Origin of the sequence: Pseudomonas sp. s4 (assembly GCF_046764235.1) — a bacterium.
In the GTDB taxonomy this organism is placed as follows: Bacteria; Pseudomonadota; Gammaproteobacteria; order Pseudomonadales; family Pseudomonadaceae; genus Aquipseudomonas; species Aquipseudomonas asiatica.
The window spans coordinates 4367532-4388074 of sequence record NZ_CP177209.1 but is presented as its reverse complement, the minus strand read 5'-3'; the positions used below and the strand labels follow the sequence as shown (position 1 = coordinate 4388074).

At 61.6% G+C, this 20543-nt stretch carries 19 protein-coding genes and 1 pseudogene; 6 read left to right on the top strand and 14 right to left on the bottom strand.

The window, feature by feature from the left end; genetic code table 11:
* Window positions 1-163 precede the first annotated feature (163 nt).
* The 3 genes from ACK56M_RS20340 to gcl all read right to left on the bottom strand — a co-directional run bounded on the left by ACK56M_RS20340 (window position 164) and on the right by gcl (window position 3758).
* Complete coding sequence (locus ACK56M_RS20340) at window positions 164-1057, bottom strand: 2-hydroxy-3-oxopropionate reductase (RefSeq protein WP_003259509.1); 894 nt, start codon at window positions 1055-1057, stop codon at window positions 164-166.
* A gap of 74 nt (window positions 1058-1131) precedes the next feature.
* Window positions 1132-1914 carry a hydroxypyruvate isomerase gene (gene hyi, locus ACK56M_RS20335; RefSeq protein WP_003259508.1) on the bottom strand — a complete coding sequence of 261 codons (783 nt, stop codon included), beginning with the start codon at window positions 1912-1914 and terminating at the stop codon, window positions 1132-1134.
* Window positions 1915-1982: 68 nt separating this feature from the next.
* Window positions 1983-3758 (bottom strand): glyoxylate carboligase, encoded by a 1776-nt coding sequence (gcl, locus tag ACK56M_RS20330; protein ID WP_015271168.1) that lies wholly within the window; start codon window positions 3756-3758, stop codon window positions 1983-1985.
* A 257-nt stretch (window positions 3759-4015) separates the two neighbouring features.
* Here gcl and ACK56M_RS20325 point away from each other — a divergent pair, with 257 nt between their 5' ends.
* Entirely contained in the window at window positions 4016-4456 is a 441-nt protein-coding gene (locus tag ACK56M_RS20325) for a GlcG/HbpS family heme-binding protein (RefSeq protein WP_013973539.1), read from the top strand.
* Window positions 4457-4595: 139 nt separating this feature from the next.
* Here ACK56M_RS20325 and ACK56M_RS20320 read toward each other — a convergent pair whose 3' ends face one another.
* On the bottom strand, window positions 4596-5207 hold the full coding sequence (locus ACK56M_RS20320) for a TetR/AcrR family transcriptional regulator (protein WP_015271167.1): 612 nt from the start codon (window positions 5205-5207) through the stop codon (window positions 4596-4598).
* 132 nt (window positions 5208-5339) lie between these two features.
* Here ACK56M_RS20320 and ACK56M_RS20315 point away from each other — a divergent pair, with 132 nt between their 5' ends.
* The gene (locus ACK56M_RS20315; protein ID WP_015271166.1) at window positions 5340-6254 is read left to right on the top strand and encodes a DUF808 domain-containing protein; all 915 of its coding nucleotides are present in this window, start codon (window positions 5340-5342) and stop codon (window positions 6252-6254) included.
* 137 nt (window positions 6255-6391) lie between these two features.
* Here ACK56M_RS20315 and ACK56M_RS20310 read toward each other — a convergent pair whose 3' ends face one another.
* The 7 genes from ACK56M_RS20310 to puuE all read right to left on the bottom strand — a co-directional run bounded on the left by ACK56M_RS20310 (window position 6392) and on the right by puuE (window position 13422).
* Entirely contained in the window at window positions 6392-7174 is a 783-nt protein-coding gene (locus tag ACK56M_RS20310) for an outer membrane protein OmpK (protein WP_003259506.1), read from the bottom strand.
* A 351-nt stretch (window positions 7175-7525) separates the two neighbouring features.
* The gene (locus tag ACK56M_RS20305) at window positions 7526-8311 is read right to left on the bottom strand and encodes an outer membrane protein OmpK (RefSeq protein WP_015271165.1); all 786 of its coding nucleotides are present in this window, start codon (window positions 8309-8311) and stop codon (window positions 7526-7528) included.
* A 140-nt stretch (window positions 8312-8451) separates the two neighbouring features.
* Window positions 8452-9807, bottom strand: coding sequence for a nucleobase:cation symporter-2 family protein (locus ACK56M_RS20300; RefSeq protein WP_013973535.1), 1356 nt, complete (start codon window positions 9805-9807; stop codon window positions 8452-8454).
* A gap of 225 nt (window positions 9808-10032) precedes the next feature.
* Window positions 10033-11361, bottom strand: a complete 1329-nt coding sequence (locus tag ACK56M_RS20295) for a urate hydroxylase PuuD (RefSeq protein WP_015271163.1) — start codon at window positions 11359-11361, stop codon at window positions 10033-10035.
* A 59-nt stretch (window positions 11362-11420) separates the two neighbouring features.
* Entirely contained in the window at window positions 11421-11924 is a 504-nt protein-coding gene (locus ACK56M_RS20290; protein ID WP_003259500.1) for an ureidoglycolate lyase, read from the bottom strand.
* Between the two features lie 56 nt (window positions 11925-11980).
* Entirely contained in the window at window positions 11981-12496 is a 516-nt protein-coding gene (uraD, locus tag ACK56M_RS20285; RefSeq protein ID WP_013973532.1) for a 2-oxo-4-hydroxy-4-carboxy-5-ureidoimidazoline decarboxylase, read from the bottom strand.
* Complete coding sequence (puuE, locus tag ACK56M_RS20280) at window positions 12496-13422, bottom strand: allantoinase PuuE (protein ID WP_013973531.1); 927 nt, start codon at window positions 13420-13422, stop codon at window positions 12496-12498. Before puuE ends, uraD begins: the two co-directional genes overlap by 1 nt.
* Window positions 13423-13820: 398 nt before the next feature.
* Between puuE and uraH the strand changes: the two genes are divergently transcribed.
* A complete protein-coding gene (uraH, locus tag ACK56M_RS20275; RefSeq protein WP_003259496.1) occupies window positions 13821-14174 on the top strand; it encodes a hydroxyisourate hydrolase in 354 nt (117 codons plus the stop codon).
* Window positions 14175-14353: 179 nt separating this feature from the next.
* Window positions 14354-14596 (top strand): annotated as a pseudogene (locus tag ACK56M_RS20270) (RHS repeat-associated core domain-containing protein); the annotation flags it as partial.
* Between the two features lie 485 nt (window positions 14597-15081).
* Here ACK56M_RS20270 and ACK56M_RS20265 read toward each other — a convergent pair.
* On the bottom strand, window positions 15082-16431 hold the full coding sequence (locus ACK56M_RS20265; RefSeq protein ID WP_013973528.1) for an NCS2 family permease: 1350 nt from the start codon (window positions 16429-16431) through the stop codon (window positions 15082-15084).
* Window positions 16432-16713: 282 nt separating this feature from the next.
* Here ACK56M_RS20265 and ACK56M_RS20260 point away from each other — a divergent pair, with 282 nt between their 5' ends.
* Window positions 16714-17469 carry a GntR family transcriptional regulator gene (locus ACK56M_RS20260; RefSeq protein ID WP_015271161.1) on the top strand — a complete coding sequence of 252 codons (756 nt, stop codon included), beginning with the start codon at window positions 16714-16716 and terminating at the stop codon, window positions 17467-17469.
* Window positions 17470-17648: 179 nt separating this feature from the next.
* Window positions 17649-18347, top strand: coding sequence for an aquaporin Z (aqpZ, locus tag ACK56M_RS20255; protein WP_013973527.1), 699 nt, complete (start codon window positions 17649-17651; stop codon window positions 18345-18347).
* On the opposite strand, the gene guaD is transcribed toward aqpZ, so the two are convergent.
* Window positions 18344-19648, bottom strand: a complete 1305-nt coding sequence (guaD, locus tag ACK56M_RS20250; RefSeq protein ID WP_015271159.1) for a guanine deaminase — start codon at window positions 19646-19648, stop codon at window positions 18344-18346. The two genes, aqpZ and guaD, sit on opposite strands and share 4 nt — an antisense overlap.
* 10 nt (window positions 19649-19658) lie before the next feature.
* Window positions 19659-20504 (bottom strand): xanthine dehydrogenase accessory protein XdhC, encoded by an 846-nt coding sequence (gene xdhC / locus ACK56M_RS20245; protein WP_015271158.1) that lies wholly within the window; start codon window positions 20502-20504, stop codon window positions 19659-19661.
* Window positions 20505-20543 lie beyond the last annotated feature (39 nt).

Sequence of the window (20543 nt, the reverse complement as noted above, 5' to 3'; positions counted from 1 at the left end):
ACCCTTGAAGCTGTGGTCGCAGGTTCAAAGGTGTTGGATCTGAGATTTTGGGGGCGCTTTGCGCCCCTTTCGCGACACAAGGCCGCTCCTACAGGGGACCGCGATCCGTTGTAGGAGCGGCCTTGCGTCGCGAAAGGGCTGCGCAGCAGCCCCCGGATCTAGATCATTTGTCGTCGCGGATCGAGAAGTTGGCCATGTGCTCCAGGCCTTTGATCAGCGCCGAGTGGTCCCAGTTGCCGCCGCCCAGGGCCTGGCAGGTGTTGAACACTTGCTGTGCATTGGAGGTGTTGGGCAGGTTGATGCCCAGTTCCTTGGCGCCTTGCAGGGCCAGGTTCAGGTCCTTCTGGTGCAGGTTGATGCGGAAACCTGGGTCGAAGGTGCCCTTGATCATGCGCTCGGCGTGCACTTCGAGGATCTTCGACGAGGCGAAGCCGCCCATCAGGGCTTCACGTACCTTGGCCGGGTCGGCACCATTCTTGGCGGCGAACAGCAGGGCTTCGGCAACGGCCTGGATGTTCAGGGCAACGATGATCTGGTTGGCCACCTTGGCGGTCTGGCCGTCGCCATTGCCACCGACGCGGGTGATGTTCTTGCCCATGGCTTCGAACAGCGGCAGGGTGCGCTCGAAGGCTTTCGGGCAGCCACCGACCATGATGCTCAGGGTCGCGGCCTTGGCACCGACTTCGCCGCCGGACACCGGGGCATCCAGGTAGGCAGCGCCGGTAGCCTTGATCTTCTCGGCGAAGGCTTTGGTAGCGGTAGGGGAGATCGAGCTCATGTCGATCACGACCTTGTTCGGGCCCACGCCTTCGGCCACGCCGTTGTCACCGAACAGGACGCTCTCGACCTGCGGGGTGTCGGGGACCATGACGATGATGAACTCGGCTTCCTGGGCAACTTCCTTCGGGTTGGCCAGGGCCACGGCACCGGCGGCGATCAGGTCGGCCGGGGCAGCGTCGTGGTGGGTGGAAATGAAGATGCTGTGACCTGCTTTCTGCAGGTTCTGAGCCATGGGCTTGCCCATGATGCCGGTGCCGATGAAACCGATTTTAGCCATGAGAGATTACCTCGTTGTATTTGTTGAATCTCGATGGAGCAGACAACGCGGCCCCGTGTAGGAGCGTGTGGTCCTTAAATAGCGTTATGGGTCTTCAGCCAGCCCAGGCCCGCTTCGGTGGTGGTCAGTGGCTTGTACTCCGCGCCCACCCAGCCCTGGTAGCCGATGCGGTCCAGGTGTTCGAACAGGAAGCGGTAGTTGATCTCGCCGGTGCCTGGCTCGTTGCGGCCGGGGTTGTCGGCCAACTGGATGTGGTTGATCAGTTTCAGGTTGGCTTCCATGGTGCGAGCCAGGTCACCTTCCATGATCTGCATGTGGTAGATGTCGTACTGCAGGAACAGGTTGTCGCTGCCAACCTCGGCCTGGATTTCCAGGGCCTGTTTGGTGGTGTTCAGGTAGAAGCCAGGGATGTCGCGGGTGTTGATCATTTCCATGACCAGGCGGATCCCGGCGGCTTTCAGCTTGTCGGCGGCGTAGCGCAGGTTTTCCACGAAGGTCTTGCGCACGGTGGCGCAGTCCGGGCCTTGTGGGCGAATGCCGGCCAGGGCATTGACCTGGGTGTTGCCCAGCACCTTGGCGTACTCGATGGCCTTGTCGACACCGGCGCGGAACTCCTCGACGCGGTCAGGGTGGCAGGTGATACCGCGCTCACCCTTGGCCCAATCGCCCGCCGGCAGGTTGAACAGCACCTGGGTCAGGCCGTTGGCGTCCAGCTGCTGCTTGATCTCGGCAGCGCTGAAGTCGTACGGGAAGAGGTATTCGACGCCGCTGAAACCAGCATCGGCGGCAGCCTTGAAGCGGGCCAGGAAGTCCTGTTCGGTGAACAGCATGGACAGGTTGGCAGCGAAGCGAGGCATGTTGTGTCTCCTTGCGATGAAGGCCCCCGGCGCCCTCAGGTAGGGGCCGGCACGGGGGCGTCAGGCGATCAGTCCAGCAGCGAGATGGCGGTTGGCGCGTCGTTGCCGACCAGGGCCAGGTCTTCGAACTCGTTGACCGCGTTGATCTCGGTGCCCATGGAAATGTTGGTCACACGTTCGAGAATCACTTCGACCACCACCGGCACGCGGAACTCTTCGGCCATCTTCTGTGCCTTGAGCAGGGCAGGGGCGATCTCGGCCGGCTCGAATACACGGATGGCCTTGCAGCCCAGACCTTCGACCACGGCGACATGGTCGACACCGTAGGTGGCGGCGTCGGTCGAGTTGATGTTCTCGAACGCCAGTTGTACACAGTAATCCATGTCGAAGCCACGTTGCGCCTGACGGATCAGGCCCAGGTAGGCGTTGTTCACCAGTACGTGCACGTACGGCAGGTTGAACTGTGCGCCCACCGCCAGCTCTTCGATCATGAACTGGAAGTCGTAGTCACCCGACAGCGCGACCACCTTGCGCTTCGGATCGGCCTTGACCACACCGAGGGCGGCAGGGATGGTCCAGCCCAGCGGGCCGGCCTGGCCGCAGTTGATCCAGTGGCGTGGCTTGTACACGTGCAGGAACTGCGCACCGGCGATCTGCGACAGACCGATGGTGCTGACGTAGCAGGTGTCCTTGCCGAATACCTGGTTCATTTCTTCGTAGACGCGCTGCGGCTTGACCGGCACGTTGTCGAAGTGGGTCTTGCGCTGCAGGGTTGCCTTGCGCTCCTGGCAGTCTTCCAGCCAGGCCTTGCGGCACTTCAGCTTGCCAGCGGCTTTCCACTCGCGGGCCACTTCGAGGAATACGTCCAGTGCCTTGCCGGCGTCGGAAACGATACCCAGGTCCGGGGTGAACACGCGGCCGATCTGGGTCGGCTCGATGTCCACGTGCACGAACTTGCGGCCTTCGGTGTAGACGTCGACGGAACCAGTGTGGCGGTTGGCCCAGCGGTTACCGATACCGAACACCAGGTCGGATTTCAGCAGGGTGGCGTTGCCGTAGCGGTGCGAAGTCTGCAGGCCGACCATGCCGACCATCTGTGCGTGGTCGTCCGGGATGGTGCCCCAGCCCATCAGGGTCGGGATTACCGGTACACCGGTCAGTTCGGCAAACTCGACCAGCTTGTCGCTGGCGTCGGCGTTGATGATGCCGCCACCGGCTACCAGCAGCGGGCGCTCGGCGTCATTGAGCAGGGCCAGGGCTTTTTCGGCCTGTACGCGGGTGGCGGACGGCTTGTGCACTGGCAGCGGTTCGTAGGCGTCGATGTCGAATTCGATTTCGGCCATCTGCACGTCGAACGGCAGGTCGATCAGTACCGGGCCTGGGCGGCCGGTGCGCATTTCATAGAAGGCCTTCTGGAAGGCGTAAGGCACCTGGCCTGGCTCCAGAACGGTGGTGGCCCACTTGGTGACCGGCTTGACGATGTTGGTGATGTCGACAGCCTGGAAATCTTCCTTGTGCAGGCGGGCACGTGGGGCCTGGCCGGTGATGCAGAGGATCGGGATGGAGTCGGCGGAGGCACTGTACAGGCCGGTGACCATGTCGGTGCCGGCTGGGCCGGAGGTGCCGATGCACACGCCGATGTTGCCCGGGTTGGCACGGGTGTAACCCTCGGCCATGTGCGAGGCGCCTTCGACGTGACGAGCGAGGACGTGATCGATGCCACCGACTTTCTTCAGGGCCGAGTACAACGGGTTGATGGCAGCCCCCGGGATGCCGAACGCGGTATCTACACCTTCACGGCGCATGACCAGAACGGCTGCATCGATTGCTCTCATTTTGCTCATGGTTTGTGCCTCATCGATTTTGTAATTGTATACAACTTGCTTTGTGCCAGAGTGTATTCACGGCTGGCCGCTCAGGTCAACGGGTTTTCGTCGGACGAGGCCGCTTTCGTTCAAGCGCCCGTGAAAACGGGCGCTTGCAATCTCGCATACGATCGTTTCAATTTATTGTATACAAAAAAAGATTCAGTTGTGTTCTATTGGCTTATCGGTTTTTCACCTGCCCTCAGGGCTTCTCACAACAAGAAGAGGACCTTTCCATGAACGCTTTGAACCTGAAAGTCGCGGTCAGCCTGGTGAATGCCGCGCTGGCGGCGGGCCGCAAGATCAACGCCGCGCCACTGACCGTGGCGGTGCTGGATGCCGGCGGCCACTTGCTGGCGCTGCAGCGCGAGGATGGCGCCAGCCTGATCCGGCCGGAGGTGGCTACCGGCAAGGCCTGGGGGGCGATTGCCCTGGGCAAGGGGTCGCGCCTGCTGGCGCTGGACGCGCAGCAGCGGCCGGCATTTTTTGCCGCGCTGAACGGGTTGGGCGAGCGACCGGTGGTGCCGGCGCCGGGTGGTGTGCTGGTGCGTGATCAGGACGGCAAGGTGTTGGGTGCGGTAGGGATCAGCGGGGATACGTCGGATATCGACGAGCAGTGCGCGATCAGTGCGATCGAGGAGGTGGGGTTGAAGGCGGATGCCGGGGTAGCGGCGTAAGGCTGAAGATGGCTGGGGCCGCTTTGCGGCCCTTTCGCGACACAAGGCCGCTCCTACAAGGGATCGCAGGTAGTACGCGATCCCTTGTAGGAGCGGCCTTGTGTCGCGAAAGGGCTGCAAGGCAGCCCCACTGGCCCTGTCAGGCTAGCTCAGGCTCACACCCCTTGAGCACCATGCGGATGATGGTCTCCGCCGCCGCGTCATAGTCGCTGTCGGCCAGCTTGGCCTTGCCGGTCACGGCAGAGATCTGCCAGTCGAAATCGGCATAGGTCTGGGTCGCTGCCCAGATGCTGAACATCAGGTGATGCGCATCCACATGGGCGATTTGCCCGCGGTCGATCCAGCGCTGGATGCACTCGATGTTATGTCGCGCCTGCTCGTTCAGCTGCGCTACCTGGTTCGGCGACAGGTGCGGGGCACCGTGCATGATCTCGCTGGCGAACACCTTGGACGCATGCGGCAGGTCGCGCGAAATGCGGATCTTCGAGCGGATGTACGCACTCAGCACTTCCTTCGGGTCACCGTCGGCATTGAACGGGGTCGACGCCTGCATGATCGGCGCGATGATACTTTCCAGGACCTCGCGGTAGAGGTTGTCCTTGGATTTGAAGTAGTAATACACGTTCGGCTTGGGCAGGCCGGCCTTGGCCGCGATATCGCTGGTCTTGGTGGCGGCGAAGCCCTTGTCGGCGAATTCCTCGCTGGCCGCGCGCAGGATCAGTTCCTTGTTGCGCTCGCGAATGGTGCTCATGGTCAGGGATCTTCCTCGTGTCTGGCCACCTCTAAGAGGGATCGGGCATGGTAGCACCGGGCTCGACGGGCGCTCAAGGCAGCGGCTTTGGGCTAGAATCCTGGGCACTCACTCTTCTGGATGCAGGCAAACATGGCAGGAAGCAGTCTACTGGTACTGATCGACGACATCGCCACTGTGCTCGATGACGTCTCGGTGATGACCAAGGTGGCGGCGAAAAAGACCGCAGGCGTGCTGGGCGATGACCTGGCGCTGAATGCCCAGCAGGTCACCGGGGTACGTGCCGAGCGCGAGATCCCTGTGGTGTGGGCAGTAGCCAAGGGCTCGATGGTGAACAAGGCCATCCTGGTGCCGGCGGCGCTGCTGATCAGTGCGTTCATTCCCTGGGCGGTGACGCCGTTGCTGATGCTGGGCGGTGCCTACCTTTGCTTCGAGGGCTTCGAGAAGCTGGCGCACAAGTTCCTGCACAGCAAGGCCGAGACTGACGCCGAGCACGAAGCGCTCAAGGAGGCGGTGGCCGATGCCAATGTCGACCTGGTGGCGTTCGAGAAAGCCAAGATCAAGGGCGCTGTACGTACCGACTTCATCCTGTCGGCAGAAATCATCGCCATCACCCTGGGCATCGTTGCCGACTCGCCGTTGACCCAGCAGATCGTCGTGCTGTCGGGTATTGCGGTGGTCATGACCATCGGCGTGTACGGGCTGGTGGGCGGTATCGTCAAGCTCGATGACCTGGGGCTGTGGATGACCCGCAAGGCATCACGCCTGGCCAGGGCGGTGGGTAACGGCATTCTGCGTGCCGCGCCATACATGATGAAGAGCCTGTCGGTGATCGGCACGGCGGCCATGTTCCTGGTTGGTGGCGGGATCCTGGTGCATGGCATCGCACCTCTGCATCATGCGATCGAGGCATTTAGCGAAGGGCGTGGCGGGGCGTTGACCGTGGCACTGCTGAACGGCGGTGTTGGGGTTGTGGCCGGTGCGGTGGTGCTGGCCGTGGTGGGCATTGCGGGGAAATTGTGGCGTGCGGTTCGGCCGGCCACCTGATTTGCATGGCCGGGGCTTTGCCCCGGTTCGCGGGCAAGCCCGCTCCCACAGGGAATACACAGTTTCCGAAACCTGTGCCGTACCTGTAGGAGCGGCCTTGTGCCGCGAGGGGCTGTGCAGCAGCCCCTATGCTCCGATCAGAAGTGAACCTTGAGCAGGAAGCTCATGGTGTTCTGGTCGGTGGTGAAGGCATCGGAATCCTTGATGCCGTACTTGTTCTTCCAGTAGTCGTACTCCACACCCACATACAGCTGCTTCTCGCCCAGGTGCAAGGCCTTGCCCAGGTCATACTTGATCTGCGGGTTGAAGTGCAGGTTGGCCTGGTAGGTGCCGCGGCGGTTCTCGTCGTTGTCCACCACCCAGTCCATGAAGCCGTCGATCAGCACATCGGACGAACCGACCGGAATGGTGTACGACCACACCGGGGTGATCTGCCACACGTTGTCGCCGGCGCGGCTGCCGTCGGTGGTGCGGTTGTAGAAGTTCAGCTGGAAGTAGTCGAAGCCTGGGATGTCCAGGTCGAAGCCAGGGCCGATCAGGTAAGACTCGGTATCACCTTCACCGAACTCGTAGGTCATCGCCAGCAGTACGTCCTTGACCGGGCCAAACCCGATCTTCTGGTCGAAGATCTTGCCGAACGACAGGCGCGGGCTGATTTCGCCGTAGTAGGTGTTCGGGCCGTTGCCCTCATCTTTCTGGCCTTGGTAGAAGATCTTGTCGACAAAGATGAAGTTATCGCCGTACTTCCAGCCATCAGCGTGCTCGAAGGTCACGGTTTGCTGGATCGACGGGTTGACCTTGAAGTTCTTGCCCCACAGGTAGGTCAGGCTGTTGTTCTGCCATTGCAGCAGGTCGCCGCCGAAGGTGGTGCCACAGGCCAGCAGGCCGCCGGCGAGGATCAGGCTGTTGATGGTACGCATTGCGAATGTCGCTCCCTTGATTGATCTGTTGTCAGCGCTCGTTATTGGCGCTTTTTGTCTTTTGAGTCAGCTTTTTTCGATAGGCCACAGCTGTTTGGCAAGGGTTGAGCCAACTTTCCTGGGCTGGCAAAACCTTCCTGCTCGACTTCGTTCTGAACGGATGAAAAGGGTCTTTCAGGCTGGCAACACGTTGGCCAACCGCCCGTATTCATTGACTGAGCGGTCAGTAAACGCAGGCAGAATCCGTTCTGCCCTGATCGAGGGGGCGCGCAGATTACTGGCTTGCGCGCCTTGCCTCAAGTGCTCCGTCCTGGAGCAGAGTGGAACAAACTTGTGCGTTTGGTCAGTTTTCTAGAAGTGCACTTTGATCAGCGCACTGGCGACACTCTGGTTGCTTTCCAGATTGCCGCGGCTGTCGATGCCGTACTTGTCCTTCCAGTAGCTGTACTCAAAGCCCACGTACAGCTGCTTGGCGCCCAGGTTCAGCGCTTTGCCCAGGTCGTACTTCACCTGCGGGTTGAAGTGCAGGTTGGCGTGGTAGGTGCCACGGCGGGTCTGGTCATTGTCGGTGACCCAGTCCATGTAGCCGTCGATCAGAATGTCGGACCTGCCCACGGGGATGGTGTAGGACCAGCCGGGGGTGATCTGCCAGACGTTGTCACCCGGGCGGCTGCCCTCGGTGTTGCGCACGTAGAAATTCAGGGTGAAATAGTTGAAGCCGGGGACGTTCAGGTCGAAACCTGGGCCGATCAGGTAGGCCTCGTTGTCGCCTTCGCCGCGCTCGTAGGTCATTGCCAGCAGTACGTCCTTGATCGGGCCGAAGGCCAGCTTCTTGTCAAAGATCTTGCCGAATGACAGGCGTGGGCTGAACTCGCCGTAGTAGGTGGTGACGCCTTTGCTGGCGTCGGCCTTGCCGTTGTAGAAGATCTTGTCGACGAACATGAAGGTGTCGCCGTACTTCCATTTGTTGGCGTGCTCGAACGTGATGGTCTGCTGGATATCAGGGTTGACCTTGAAGTCCTTGCCGTACAGGTAGGTCAGGCTTTCGCCGTGCCATTGCAGCCATTCGCCTGCATGCGAGGGGAGGGTGGCCAGCAGGCTGCTGCCCAGCAACAGGGACGTGGTGATGCGCTTCATGTTGTGATTCCCGGACTTATTGTTTTTGTTGGCGGTTTATTTGGCGCGCAGGCGCCCCGGGCGGCCCATTCCGGCGGGCCGACGGTGTTGCGTTTACTGCCTGTGTGAATGCGGGGCGGCCATGCGCCGCCCCGTCTGGCTCAATGTTGGTGACAGGCTTCGTTGTGCACCGCGCGGTCGGCACCACCAAGGATGTTGAACAGCACGTTCAACACCAGGGCACTAACCGTGGCCATGGCGATGCCACTGTGGGTGATGGGCTCCATCCACTGGGGCATCTGGGCGAAGAACTCCGGACGTACCACGGGGATCAACCCGAAGCCGACGCTCACTGCAACCAGCAGCTGGTTGCGACGGTCGCCGATGTCCGCCTCCTGGAGAATCTTGATCCCGGTGGCGGTGACCATGCCGAACATGGCGATGGACGCGCCGCCCAGTACCGCAGGCGGGATCGAGGCGATCAGGAAGGCCGCCTTGGGCAGCAGGCTGAGCAGGATCAGCAGTGCACCGGCCACGATGGTGACATAGCGGCAGCGCACCCCGGTCATCTGCACCAGGCCGATGTTCTGGGCGAACGAGGAGTGGGTGAAGGTGTTGAAGAAGCCGGCGATGAACGACGCACCGGCATCGCACAGCAGGCCGCGACGCAGCATCCCTGGGGTAACTTCACGATCGGTCACCTTGCCCAGGGCCAGGAACATGCCGGTGGACTCGACGAAGATGATCACCACCACCAGGCACATGGACAGGATCGGCGCCAGGCTGAAGGTCGGCATGCCGAAGTGCAGTGGGGTCACCACTTGCAGCCACGGTGCGTCGTTCAGGCCCGACAGGTCGACCATGCCGATGGAGCCGGCCAGGATGTAGCCCAGGCCCATGCCCACCAGCACCGACACGTTGACCCAGAAACCGCGCATGAAGCGGTTGATCAGCAGGATTACCGCCAGTACCAGGCCGGCCACCAGCAGGTAGATCGGCGAGCCGAAGGTATCTGCCTGTTGGCCACCACCGGCCCAGTTGACTGCCACCGGGAACAGCGACAGGCCAATCGAGGTGATCACCGTGCCGGTAACCAGGGGTGGGAAGAAGCGTACGACCTTGGACATGAACGGCGCGATCAGCATGCCGAAGAACCCGGCGGCAATGGTCGCGCCGAAGATCCCCTGCAGGCCCACCCCTGGCATGCCGGCCATGGCCACCATGCTGCCGACGGCAGCGAAACTGGCACCCATCATCACCGGCATGCGGATGCCCACCGGGCCGATACCGAAGGACTGGATGATGGTGGCGACGCCAGCGACCAGCAGGTCGGCGTTGATCAGGAAAGCGACTTCTTCACGGGACAACCCGGCGGCCTGGCCGATGATCAACGGCACGGCGATCGCGCCGCCGTACATCAGCAGAACGTGTTGCAGGCCAACCAGGATCAGTTGGAACAGGGGCAAGGGCTCGCGCGGCGGCGCAACAGGGATGTACGCCTTGCGTGACTCGGACATGCAGCACCTCGAGTTTTGTTTTTATTCTCGGATCCAAGCGCCGGGCTCAGGCGGCAGGCCCGGTGGAGGCAGCCTGGGGTTCCCGCTAGAGGTCGAACGCTCGATGCTTGCTTGTTGCGTAATACATGAAGCCTGAGGCTGGCTTTGCCGGCCTCTTCGCGGGCACGCCCGCTCCCACAGGGGGAGGTGATCCCCCTTGGGAACGGGTTGCCTGGCGAGGTGCTATCAGTTGACCGGGGCGCCTTTGGCGATCCAGTCACCGACCAGCTTGCGCTCTTCGGTGGTCATCTGGGTGATGTTGCCCAGCGGCATGATCTGGCTGGCGACCGCTTGCGCCTGGATGCGCGCGGCCTGGGCCTGGATCTGCTGCGGGGTGTCGAACATCACGCCGGCAGGGGCGGCGCTGAACAGTGGGCTGGTCGGCTTGGACGAGTGGCACACGGTGCAGCGTTCCTGGATGACATTGTGGATCTTGTCGAAGCTCTCGCCGCCAGCCTGGGCGTTGGCCTGGGCAGGGGCTTCGGCCGGCGCGGCCGGCGCTGCGGCAGCCTTGGCGGCGTCTTCGGCGCGTTGCTCGGCGGCGGTCTTGCCACCTACAGCGGTCGCGGGCAGTGGCTGGTACTCGACCTTCGCCGCGGCTTGCTCAGGGCTGACGGCCATCGGTTTCGGACCGGTGACATAGGCCAGGCAGATCATCGCCAGGGCGCCGACCGGCAGGGTCCAGGCGTACTTGTTGCTGTCGTGGCGGGTGTTGAAGTAGTGGCGGATCAGGACCGCGGCTACTGCGATACCGGCCAGGATCAGCCAGTTGTACTGGCTACCGTAGGTGCTCGGGAAGTGGTTGCTGATCATGATGAACAGCACCGGCAGGGTGAAGTAGTTGTTGTGTCGCGAGCGCAGGAGGCCCTTGGCCGGCAGTACCGGGTCTGGGGTCTGGTTGTTCTCGATCGCCGCAACCAGCTGGCGCTGGGCCGGCATGATGATGCGGAACACGTTGCCGACCATGATGGTGCCGATGATCGCGCCGGTGTGCAGGTACGCACCACGGCCGCTGAACACCAGGCTGAAGCCCCAGCATGCCGCGATGATCAGCACGAACAGTACTGCACCGAGCAGCGCTGGCTTCTTGCCCAGGGGCGAGTCGCACAGGAAGTCGTAGATGAACCAGCCGGCGATCAGCGAGCCGATACCGATGGCCACGCCTTCGGCACCGCTCAAGGTGCTGCCGGGGGCCAGCAGGTACAGGGTCGGGTTCCAGTAGAACACCACGCACAGCAGCGCAATACCGGACATCCAGGTGAAGTAGGCCTCCCATTTGAACCAGTGCAGGTTCTCGGGCATTTTCGGGGGGGCGAGCTTGTATTTCTCCAGGTGGTAAATACCACCGCCGTGAATTGCCCAGAGATCACCCGACAACCCATCGCGCGGGTTGCTTCGGTTCAGGTGGTTCTCCAGCCAGACGAAGTAGAACGATGCACCGATCCAGGCGACACCGGTGATCATGTGAACCCAGCGAATGCTCAGGTTCAGCCATTCGTGAAGGTGTGCTTCCACAGTATGTACCTCTTGCCGGTCACCCGCTCGGGCAATGCCCTTGAATGACCGACCTTTTCTTATTGGTGGGGATTGAGGACCAGCATCTGTTCCTCGGTGAAGTAATGCTCGTCGCAGTTGTTGCCGGAACCACTGCGATCAACCACCAGGAAGTCATCCCGCTTTTCGATCGTCAGCACCGGGTGGTGCCAGACGCCGCGATGGTAATTAACGCCCTGCCTGCCATTACTGCGGAAGGCTCGGACCAAACCTGATACAGGTGCATCGCCAACTGGCGCGACCACGATCAGAAAGGGGTTGCCGAGCAGCGGGATGAAAGCCTGGCTGCCCAGCGGATGGCGTTCCAGCATGCGCACGGTCAGCGGCATGTCCAGCGCGTCGGCGCGGAAGATGCTGATGATCGCCTTGTCTTCAGGCTCGGCGGTTTCGACCGTGGCGAGCTTGTGGAAGCGCATGGTCGAGCCGTTGTTGATCATGAAGTGGTCGCTGCCGTCGGTTTCGATCACGTCTCCGAAGGGGGCGAAGGCTTCTTTGGTCAGGGGCTCGATCATCAGGGTGCGCATGCGGATATCTCTTCTATGTTCGTTGTTCTGGATAAGGCTCAAGCGTTGCGGCGGCTTTACAGCTGCAGCAGGCGGAACAGGGCGATCAGGTTGATCTGCGCCAGGGCTTCCTTGAATTCGGCATCGGCATCGTTGTGGATGCGTTTTTCGAAGGAGGCGAGGATCTGGTGCCGGTTGCTGCCTTTTACCGCCATGATGAACGGGAACTGGAACTTGGCCTTGTAGGCGTCGTTCAGTTCGGTGAAACGGGCGAACTCTTCGGCGGTGCACTGGTGAATACCGGCGCCGGCCTGCTCGTTGGTGCTCGATTCGGTCAGCTCGCCCTGGATGGCGGCCTTGCCGGCCAGGTCCGGGTGAGCGTTGATCAGCGCCAACTGGTCGGCGTGGTTGGCGCTGAGCAGGATGTCGCTCATGCGCTGGTGCAGCGCCTCGATCTCGTCCAGTTCGCCCAGTTGGCCCAGGTCATAGGCTTTTTCGGCTACCCACGGCGAGTGCTCGTAGATGTCGGCGAAGGCCTTGACGAAGGCGTCGCGGTCCAGGGCGGATGGCTTGAGGGTCTTGAAGGCGGTCATCAGGCGTTCTCTTTCTTGTACGGGTGGGTGGCGTGCCAGTGGCGGGCGATGTCCACGCGACGGGCGAACCAGACCTGGTCATGGCTTTTTGCGTAATCGACGAAGCGCTTCAGTGCGGCCAGGCGCGCCGGGCGGCCGACCAGGCGGCAGTGCAGGCCGATGGACAGCATTTTCGGTGCTTCGGCGCCCTCGGCGTACAGCACATCGAAGGCGTCCTTCAGGTACTGGAAGAACTGCTCGCCGCAGTTGAAGCCCTGTACCTGGGTGAAGCGCATGTCGTTGGTGTCGAGGGTGTAGGGGATCACCAGGTGCGGCTTGCCGGTAGGGTTGTTCGGCTCCCAGTAGGGCAGGTCGTCGTCGTAGGTGTCGCTGTCATACAGGAAGCCGCCTTCCTCCATCACCAGGCGACGGGTGTTCGGGCCGGTGCGGCCGGTGTACCAGCCCAGCGGGCGCTCGCCGGTGATTTCGGTGAGGATGCGGATGGCTTCGAGCATGTGCTCGCGCTCCTGGGCCTCGTCCATGTACTGGTAGTCGATCCAGCGGTAGCCGTGGCTGCAGATTTCATGACCGGCCTCGGCCATCGCACGGATCACGTCGGGGTGGCGCTGGGCGGCCATGGCCACGGCGAAGATGGTCAACGGCACGCCGCTGTCCTTGAACAGCTTCAGCAGGCGCCACACGCCGGCACGGCTGCCGTACTCGTACAGCGATTCCATGCTCATGTTGCGCACGCCCTGCAGTGGCTGGGCGGCGACCATTTCCGAGAGGAACGCTTCGGACTCCTTGTCACCGTGCAGGATGTTGCGTTCGCCACCTTCCTCGTAGTTGAGGACGAAAGACAGCGCGATGCGAGCGTTGCCCGGCCATTGCGGGTGAGGAGGGTTGTTGCCGTAACCGATCAGGTCGCGAGGGTAGTCAGCGCTCACTGCAGTCTTCCTTCTTGTGCGTTTGTGCGGGGGTGGGCGGACCGCGTCGGGATGTCGCACCACCGGATGGGCTGATTGTATACAACTTCTGAAATCTTTTGTAAGCCTGTTTTTCCGCATTTCTTCCCTTTTGTCGCCTCGCAGCGACCTGGAAAAACAGTGCAAGAAACCTGCCTGATTGGTCAGCTAATGACGTTGGTGTCGTTACCAGGCCTGTCTTTGCGATCGGTGGGTCGCTCAGGGGCAAGATTCGCTGCGGGCGACAGATGGATTGAAAAAATTGTGTACAATCTTTGTTCGGAATGTCTTAATGACGTCATTCCCGCCTGCCGCAGGCGCTATGCTGGTGCGACGGCTGAGTATTTTTTGCCCACAGATTGAACAAGAGGCGACAAGCAATGGGACGTTTGACCACACACGTACTGGATGCCGCGCATGGCTGCCCGGGCAGCTCGATCAAGGTCGAGCTGTACCGTGTCGAAGGCCAGCAGCTTGAGCTGGTGAACACCGCCCTGACCAACAGCGATGGCCGCGTCGATGCGCCGCTGCTGCAGGGTGACGACTACCGTACCGGCGTCTACCAGCTGCAGTTCAGCGCTGGTGACTACTACCGCGCTCGCGGTGTACAGCTGCCGGCCCAGGCGTTCCTGGACGTTGTCGTGCTGCGCTTTGGCATCGACGAGCAGCAGGAGCACTACCACGTGCCGCTGCTGATCTCGCCGTACAGCTATTCGACCTATCGTGGAAGCTAGTTGGTCGCTAGAAGAATCTTCGTAGGTCCTTTGGCCCGCTCTCACACTGGCGGGCTTTTTTTCGTCTGCGTTTTTTATATCAGGTCAAATCACTCACATTTCTGCCAGTACTCTCTTTTTGGTTCATCTGGGATGATCAGCTACCAAGTTGAGGAGCCAGCCTGATGGACACAAAAAATGCGTATGCGCCCTATGGCTACCATCTGCCTGATCAGGGTGTACTCGGCTTCAACGGTGAACAACTGGACCCAGTCACCGAGCATTACCACTTGGGTAATGGTTATCGAGCATTCATTCCCTCTTTGATGCGGTTCAACAGCCCGGACAGCTTGAGTCCGTTCGATCAAGGTGGTTTGAACGCGTATGCCTACTGCCAGGGCGACCCAGTGAATTACCAGGATCCAAGCGGTCATAGCCTTTGGAAAAGGCTGATGGGGGTTGCAAAGCCGCCCAAGCGAGTAGAGGTTCTGGCTGCAGTTGCTAACAAGGGGGTATTTACAAAACTGGTAGGCTGGCACGGGACGAGCCGAAAAAATATTCCTTCATTGGCTAAGGGGCTATCGCCAGTGTATTCAGAGCCTCATAGGCAAGCCCAAGGGCAAGGCTTCTATGTCGCGCCAACCCCTGAACACGCCAAAACATACGCTAATGCCTACGACGATGGTGTTGTCCTGCCGGTACTCGTGCGCAAGGATCTTAATCTGGTCCCCGGTGTAGGTTATAAAAAGGATGTATTTGATGTAGTAGCGATCTTGCCGGCGGCATTTGAGGTTGTAAGCGTGCGGGAAACCGTTCCTTCAGGCGTGACGCCAGCTGAACTCCCTCGAACGGGCATCTTCGCGAAAAAACCAGCACCGGCTAAATAAAAGAGAAGGGCGCCGGAGCGCCCTTTTTGGATGTGGAGGGTTCAGAGGAACACGAACTTGGCAATGAAGATTGCGCACAGCACCCACAGGCTGGCGGAGATTTCCTTGTACTTGCCGGTACCTGCCTTCAATGCCACATAGCTGATGAAGCCCAGGGCAATACCATCAGCGACCGAGAAAGTCAGCGGCATCATGATCACCGTGACGATCGCCGGAATGCTGTCGGTGGCCTCGTCCCAGTGGATATGCGCCATGCTGCCCATCATCAGCATTGCCACGTAGATCAGTGCGCCCGCGGTGGCATAGGCCGGAATCATTCCGGCCAATGGCGCGAAGAACATGGCGGCAATGAACAGCAGGCCGACCACCACCGCCGTCAGGCCGGTACGGCCACCAGCGGCCACACCGGCAGCACTTTCCACATAACTGGTCACCGGCGGCACACCGACCACGGCACCGAACACACTCGAAGCGCTGTCAGCCTTCAGCGCCTTCGACAAGTTCTCGATACGCCCGTCCGGTGCCACCAGGTTGGCTCGCTGCGCCACGCCCATTAGCGTGCCGGCGGTGTCGAACATGTGCACGAACAGGAACGCCAGCACCACGCTGATCATGCTGACGTTGAACACGCCAGCCACGTCCATGGCCATCCAGGTCGGCGCCAGGCTCGGCGGCATCGACATCACCCCGCCAAACTTGACCAGCCCTAGACCCCAGCCGGCCAGGGTGACACCGATGATGCTGATCAGGATCGCGCCGAACACCCGCTTGTAGCTGAGGATGGCGATCAGCAGGAAGCACACCGCCGCCAGCAGCGGCCCTGGCTCATGCAGCGAGCCCAGCTTGATCAGCGTGGCGGGGCTGTCGACGATGATGCCTGCCGTCTTCAGGCCGATCAGCCCGAGAAACAATCCGACGCCGGCCCCCATGGCATGGCGCAGGCTGACCGGGATGCTGTTGAGCAACCATTCGCGCACTTTCGACAAGGTCAGGAACATGAACAGCACACCCGAGACGAATACTGCGCCCAGTGCCGTTTCCCAGTTGTAGCCCATGGTGCCGACCACGGTGTAGGTGAAGAAGGCGTTGAGCCCCATGCCCGGCGCCAGGCCCACCGGCCAGTTGGCGTACAGGCCCATCAGCAGGCAGCCCAGCGCGGCGGCGATGCAGGTGGCGACGAAGGCGGCACCGTGGTCGATGCCTGCGTCGGCCATGATGTTGGGGTTGACGAAGATGATGTAGGCCATGGTGATGAAGGTGGTCACGCCGGCGATCATTTCGGTTCTGACGGTGCTGCCGTGTTGCTTGAGTTTGAAAATCCGCTCCAGCCAGCTCGTTTCGAGCGGTGGAGCAAGATCCAGCGTAGGGGCTTCGGATTTGCGGCTTTCCACAGCGAGTACTCCTCAAGTCTTTCTTGTTGTTCTGGAACCATGGGCCTGCGCAATGCACTTGGCGGCTCCGCGAGGGAAGGCAGACGTCTGACCGGTTTGTTGACTTATGGGTCAAGAAGTTGCTCGGTGGATTATGCTTTTGTGTACAAATAAAGCAAATAATGTTTTATCTTTTGTGTGCGCAATACGTCGTACAACGGCTATATAGGTAAAAGGCCACCTGCAGAAACGGCTCAGCCTGTGTACAATGGCGCCATACTTTCCTTCGTGCCTCGAGAGCCCATGAACGAACAGCTGCAACCTCTGAAGAAACCTGCGCGTACCGGCAAGGCTGGCCGCAGTGGTACCCAGGACGACATCGTCTACGCGCATATTTTCGAGGCGATCCTCGAGCAGCGTCTGGCACCGGGTACCAAGTTGAGCGAGGAAGCGCTGGGCGAGATCTTCGGCGTCAGCCGCACCATCATTCGCCGCGCGTTGTCGCGGCTGGCCCATGAAAGCGTGGTGCTGTTGCGGCCGAACCGCGGCGCAGTGGTGGCCAGCCCTACGGTGGAAGAAGCCCGTCAGGTGTTCTTCTCCAGGCGCATGGTCGAACGGGCCATTACCGAACTGGCCGTGCAGCACGCTACCCTCGAGCAGCTCAACGAGCTGCGGCAGATGGTGCGGGAGGAGCGCGACAGCTTCTCGCGTGGTGACCGTGGTGCCGGCATTCGTCTTTCCGGCGAATTCCACCTCAAGCTGGCCGAGGCTGCGGGCAATGCGCCGCTGGTCAGCTTCCAGCGCAGCCTGGTGTCGCAGACTTCGTTGATCATCGCCCAGTACGAAAGCGGCAACCGCTCGCATTGCTCGTATGACGAGCACATGCAGCTGATCGATGCCATCGAGGCGCGCGATGCCGAGCAGGCGGTGAGCCTGATGATGCACCACATGGACCACATCGACAGCAAGCTGAACCTGGACGAGGAGAGTGCCTCGGACGACCTGCACGCGGTGTTCTCGCACTTGCTGAAAAAGCCCAAGGTTTCTGCCAAGGGTTGATCGTTTGCCTGGTTGACTGAAGGGGGCTGCTTTGCAGCCCATTCGCAGCACAAGGGGCGCGAAGCGGCCCAGCCATTTCTGGCCATTAGCCTGGTGTCTGCTAAATTCTTGTGAGCAAACCTTCATCAAGCAGTTGGGCTTGCGCATTCGTTGCGTTCAACTTCTTGAGGAATGGACTCATGAGCATGTCCCTCGGTAAACGCATGGGGGCCGAGCTGGTCGGCACCTTCTGGCTGGTGCTTGGCGGCTGTGGCAGTGCGGTACTCGCCGCCAGCTCCCCCATCGGCATCGGTGTACTTGGCGTCGCCTTCGCCTTCGGCCTCACCGTGCTGACCATGGCCTTCGCCATCGGCCATATCTCCGGCTGTCACCTCAACCCCGCGGTGTCGTTCGGGCTGGTGGTGGGCGGGCGCTTTCCGGCCAAAGAGCTGCTGCCCTACGTGATCGCCCAGGTGATCGGCGCCATTCTGGCGGCAGGTGTGATCTACCTCATCGCCAGCGGCAAGTCAGGTTTCGAGCTGTCTGCGGGATTGGCTTCGAACGGCTACGCCGACCACTCGCCTGGCGGCTACACGCTCGGGGCGGGCTTTGTCAGTGAAGTGGTGATGACGGCGATGTTCCTGGTGGTGATCATGGGCGCTACCGACGCCCGGGCGCCGGCGGGGTTTGCGCCGATCGCCATCGGTTTGGCTTTGACCCTGATCCACCTGATCTCGATCCCGGTGACCAATACCTCGGTCAACCCCGCGCGTAGCACGGGGCCGGCCTTGTTCGTCGGTGGCTGGGCCCTGCAACAGCTGTGGCTGTTCTGGGTGGCGCCGCTGATTGGTGCTGCGATCGGCGGCGCACTGTACCGGGGTCTGGCAAAAGAACCTTAGCGCTGGTGCACGCAACGCCCAGCGGCGTAGGTTTCACGCACGGTGCGGTCGTCGCCGAGGGTGGTCAGCACGAACAGGGTTTCCTCGATGCTGTTGGACTGCTGAATGCGGTAGTCCAGCAGTGGCGTGGCCTTGTAGTCCAGTACCACGAAGTCGGCATCGTTGCCCGGGCGCAGGCTGCCGATGCGGTCGTCCAGGCGCAGCGCGCGGGCGCCGCCGAGGGTGGCCAGGTACAGTGACTTGTACGGGTGCAGGCGTGCGCCCTGCAGTTGCATCACCTTGTACGCTTCGTTCAGGGTGTTGAGCAGCGAGAAGCTGGTGCCGGCGCCAACGTCAGTGCCCAGGCCCACATTGACCTTGAAGCGCTCGGCCTGGGGCAGGTTGAACAGGCCGCTGCCGAGGAACAGGTTGGAGGTGGGGCAGAAGGCCACCGCCGAGCCGGTTTCGGCCAGGCGCTGGCATTCGTCATCGCACAGGTGCACGCCATGGGCGAATACCGAGCGTTCGCCCAGCAGCTCGAAGTGGTCGTATACGTCCAGGTAACCCTTCTGCTCGGGGAACAGCGACTTGACCCAATCGATTTCCTTGAGGTTTTCCGACAGGTGCGTGTGCATGTACACGCCCGGGTGTTCCTTGAGCAGTTGGCCCGCCAGCGCCAGCTGTTCAGGCGTACTGGTCGGGGCGAAGCGCGGGGTGACTGCATAATGCAGGCGGCCCTTGCCGTGCCAGCGCTCGATCAGTGCCTTGCTTTCGGTATAGCCGGACTCTGCGGTATCGGTCAGGTAGTCCGGGGCGTTGCGGTCCATCATCACCTTGCCGGCGATCAGGCGCAGGTCCAGGCGTTCGGCTTCTTCGAACAGGGCATTGACCGATTCCGGGTGCACACTGCCGAACACCAGGGCGGTGGTGGTGCCGTTGCGCAGCAGTTCCTTGAGGAAGATCTTGGCCACCTGGTCGGCGTGGCCCTTGTCGGCGAACTGCTTTTCGCAGGGGAAGGTGTAGGTGTTCAGCCAGTCCAGCAGCTGCTCGCCGTAGGAGCCGATCATGCCGGTCTGCGGGAAATGGATATGGGTGTCGATGAAGCCTGGGGTGATCAATGCGTCCTGGTAGTGCTCGACCGGGATATCGGCGTCCAGGGTCGGCAACAGTTCGGCGGCGTGGCCTACGGCGCTGATGCGGCCATTGTCGACCACCAGCAGGCCGTCCTCGAAGTATTCATGGGAAGCCTCCAGGCCCACCTCGGCCGGGTCGGCGATGCTGTGCAGGATGGCGGCACGGTAGGCTTTGCGGGTAACGGTCATAACACACTCGTCAAATGGCTTGGCTGCGCCGGGAGGGCGGCAGCAACTGGGCAATGGGGCCGGCATTGGCGGCAGCGTCGTGCTGGCCGAAGCAGGCGTTGTAGGTGGCGATGATTTCACCGGCGATGGACACGGCGATCTCGATGGGCAGCTTGCCCTTGACCTCGGCCAGGCCCATCGGGCAGCGCATGCGCGCCATCACGGCCTCGTCATAGCCGCGCTCGCGCAGGCGGTGTTCGAACTTGACCCGTTTGGTCTTCGAGCCGATCAGGCCGAACCAGGTGAAGTCGTTGCGCTTGAGAATGGCGGCGGTCAATTCCAGGTCGAGCTGGTGGTTGTGGGTCATGACGATGCAGTAGCAGCCTGGCGGCAGCTCTGCCACTTCGTCGACCGGATCCTCGCTGACCACCTTGGTCACCCCGTCGGGGATCAGGGCGGGGAATTCCTGCTCGCGCGAATCGATCCAGCGCACCCGGCAGGGCAGCGCGGCGAGCAAGGGTACCAGAGCCCGGCCGACATGGCCCGCGCCGAACACCGCGATCTGCGCCTGCACCGCGGCCATGGGCTCGAACAGCAGCACAGTGACGCCGCCGCAGCACTGGCCAAGGCTGGCACCGAGGCTGAAGCGCTCCAGATGCGGGGTGGTGCGGTGCTCTTCGAGCATTTGCCGGGCGATGTGCAGGGCCTTGTATTCCAGGTGGCCGCCGCCGATGGTGTCGAACAGGCCGCTGGCGCTGACGACCATTTTCGAGCCGGCATTGCGCGGGGTCGAGCCGCGCTCCTCGATGATGGTAACCAGCACGCAGGCTTCGCCACGGGACTGGTGGTCGGCGAGGGCGTTGATCCATTGGTGCATGATGCAGATCCTCTTCAGGACAACGCGGTCCGCTTTGTG

Excerpts from the sequence above, each read along its gene's own strand:
- ACK56M_RS20340 (WP_003259509.1), bottom strand. The coding sequence starts at position 1,057 with ATGGCTAAAATCGGTTTCATCGGCACCGGCATCATGGGCAAGCCCATG.
- hyi (WP_003259508.1), bottom strand. The coding sequence starts at position 1,914 with ATGCCTCGCTTCGCTGCCAACCTGTCCATGCTGTTCACCGAACAGGAC.
- gcl (WP_015271168.1), bottom strand. The coding sequence starts at position 3,758 with ATGAGCAAAATGAGAGCAATCGATGCAGCCGTTCTGGTCATGCGCCGT.
- ACK56M_RS20325 (WP_013973539.1), top strand. The coding sequence starts at position 4,016 with ATGAACGCTTTGAACCTGAAAGTCGCGGTCAGCCTGGTGAATGCCGCG.
- ACK56M_RS20320 (WP_015271167.1), bottom strand. The coding sequence starts at position 5,207 with ATGAGCACCATTCGCGAGCGCAACAAGGAACTGATCCTGCGCGCGGCC.
- ACK56M_RS20315 (WP_015271166.1), top strand. The coding sequence starts at position 5,340 with ATGGCAGGAAGCAGTCTACTGGTACTGATCGACGACATCGCCACTGTG.
- ACK56M_RS20310 (WP_003259506.1), bottom strand. The coding sequence starts at position 7,174 with ATGCGTACCATCAACAGCCTGATCCTCGCCGGCGGCCTGCTGGCCTGT.
- ACK56M_RS20305 (WP_015271165.1), bottom strand. The coding sequence starts at position 8,311 with ATGAAGCGCATCACCACGTCCCTGTTGCTGGGCAGCAGCCTGCTGGCC.
- ACK56M_RS20300 (WP_013973535.1), bottom strand. The coding sequence starts at position 9,807 with ATGTCCGAGTCACGCAAGGCGTACATCCCTGTTGCGCCGCCGCGCGAG.
- ACK56M_RS20290 (WP_003259500.1), bottom strand. The coding sequence starts at position 11,924 with ATGCGCACCCTGATGATCGAGCCCCTGACCAAAGAAGCCTTCGCCCCC.
- uraD (WP_013973532.1), bottom strand. The coding sequence starts at position 12,496 with ATGACCGCCTTCAAGACCCTCAAGCCATCCGCCCTGGACCGCGACGCC.
- uraH (WP_003259496.1), top strand. The coding sequence starts at position 13,821 with ATGGGACGTTTGACCACACACGTACTGGATGCCGCGCATGGCTGCCCG.
- ACK56M_RS20260 (WP_015271161.1), top strand. The coding sequence starts at position 16,714 with ATGAACGAACAGCTGCAACCTCTGAAGAAACCTGCGCGTACCGGCAAG.
- aqpZ (WP_013973527.1), top strand. The coding sequence starts at position 17,649 with ATGAGCATGTCCCTCGGTAAACGCATGGGGGCCGAGCTGGTCGGCACC.
- guaD (WP_015271159.1), bottom strand. The coding sequence starts at position 19,648 with ATGACCGTTACCCGCAAAGCCTACCGTGCCGCCATCCTGCACAGCATC.
- xdhC (WP_015271158.1), bottom strand. The coding sequence starts at position 20,504 with ATGCACCAATGGATCAACGCCCTCGCCGACCACCAGTCCCGTGGCGAA.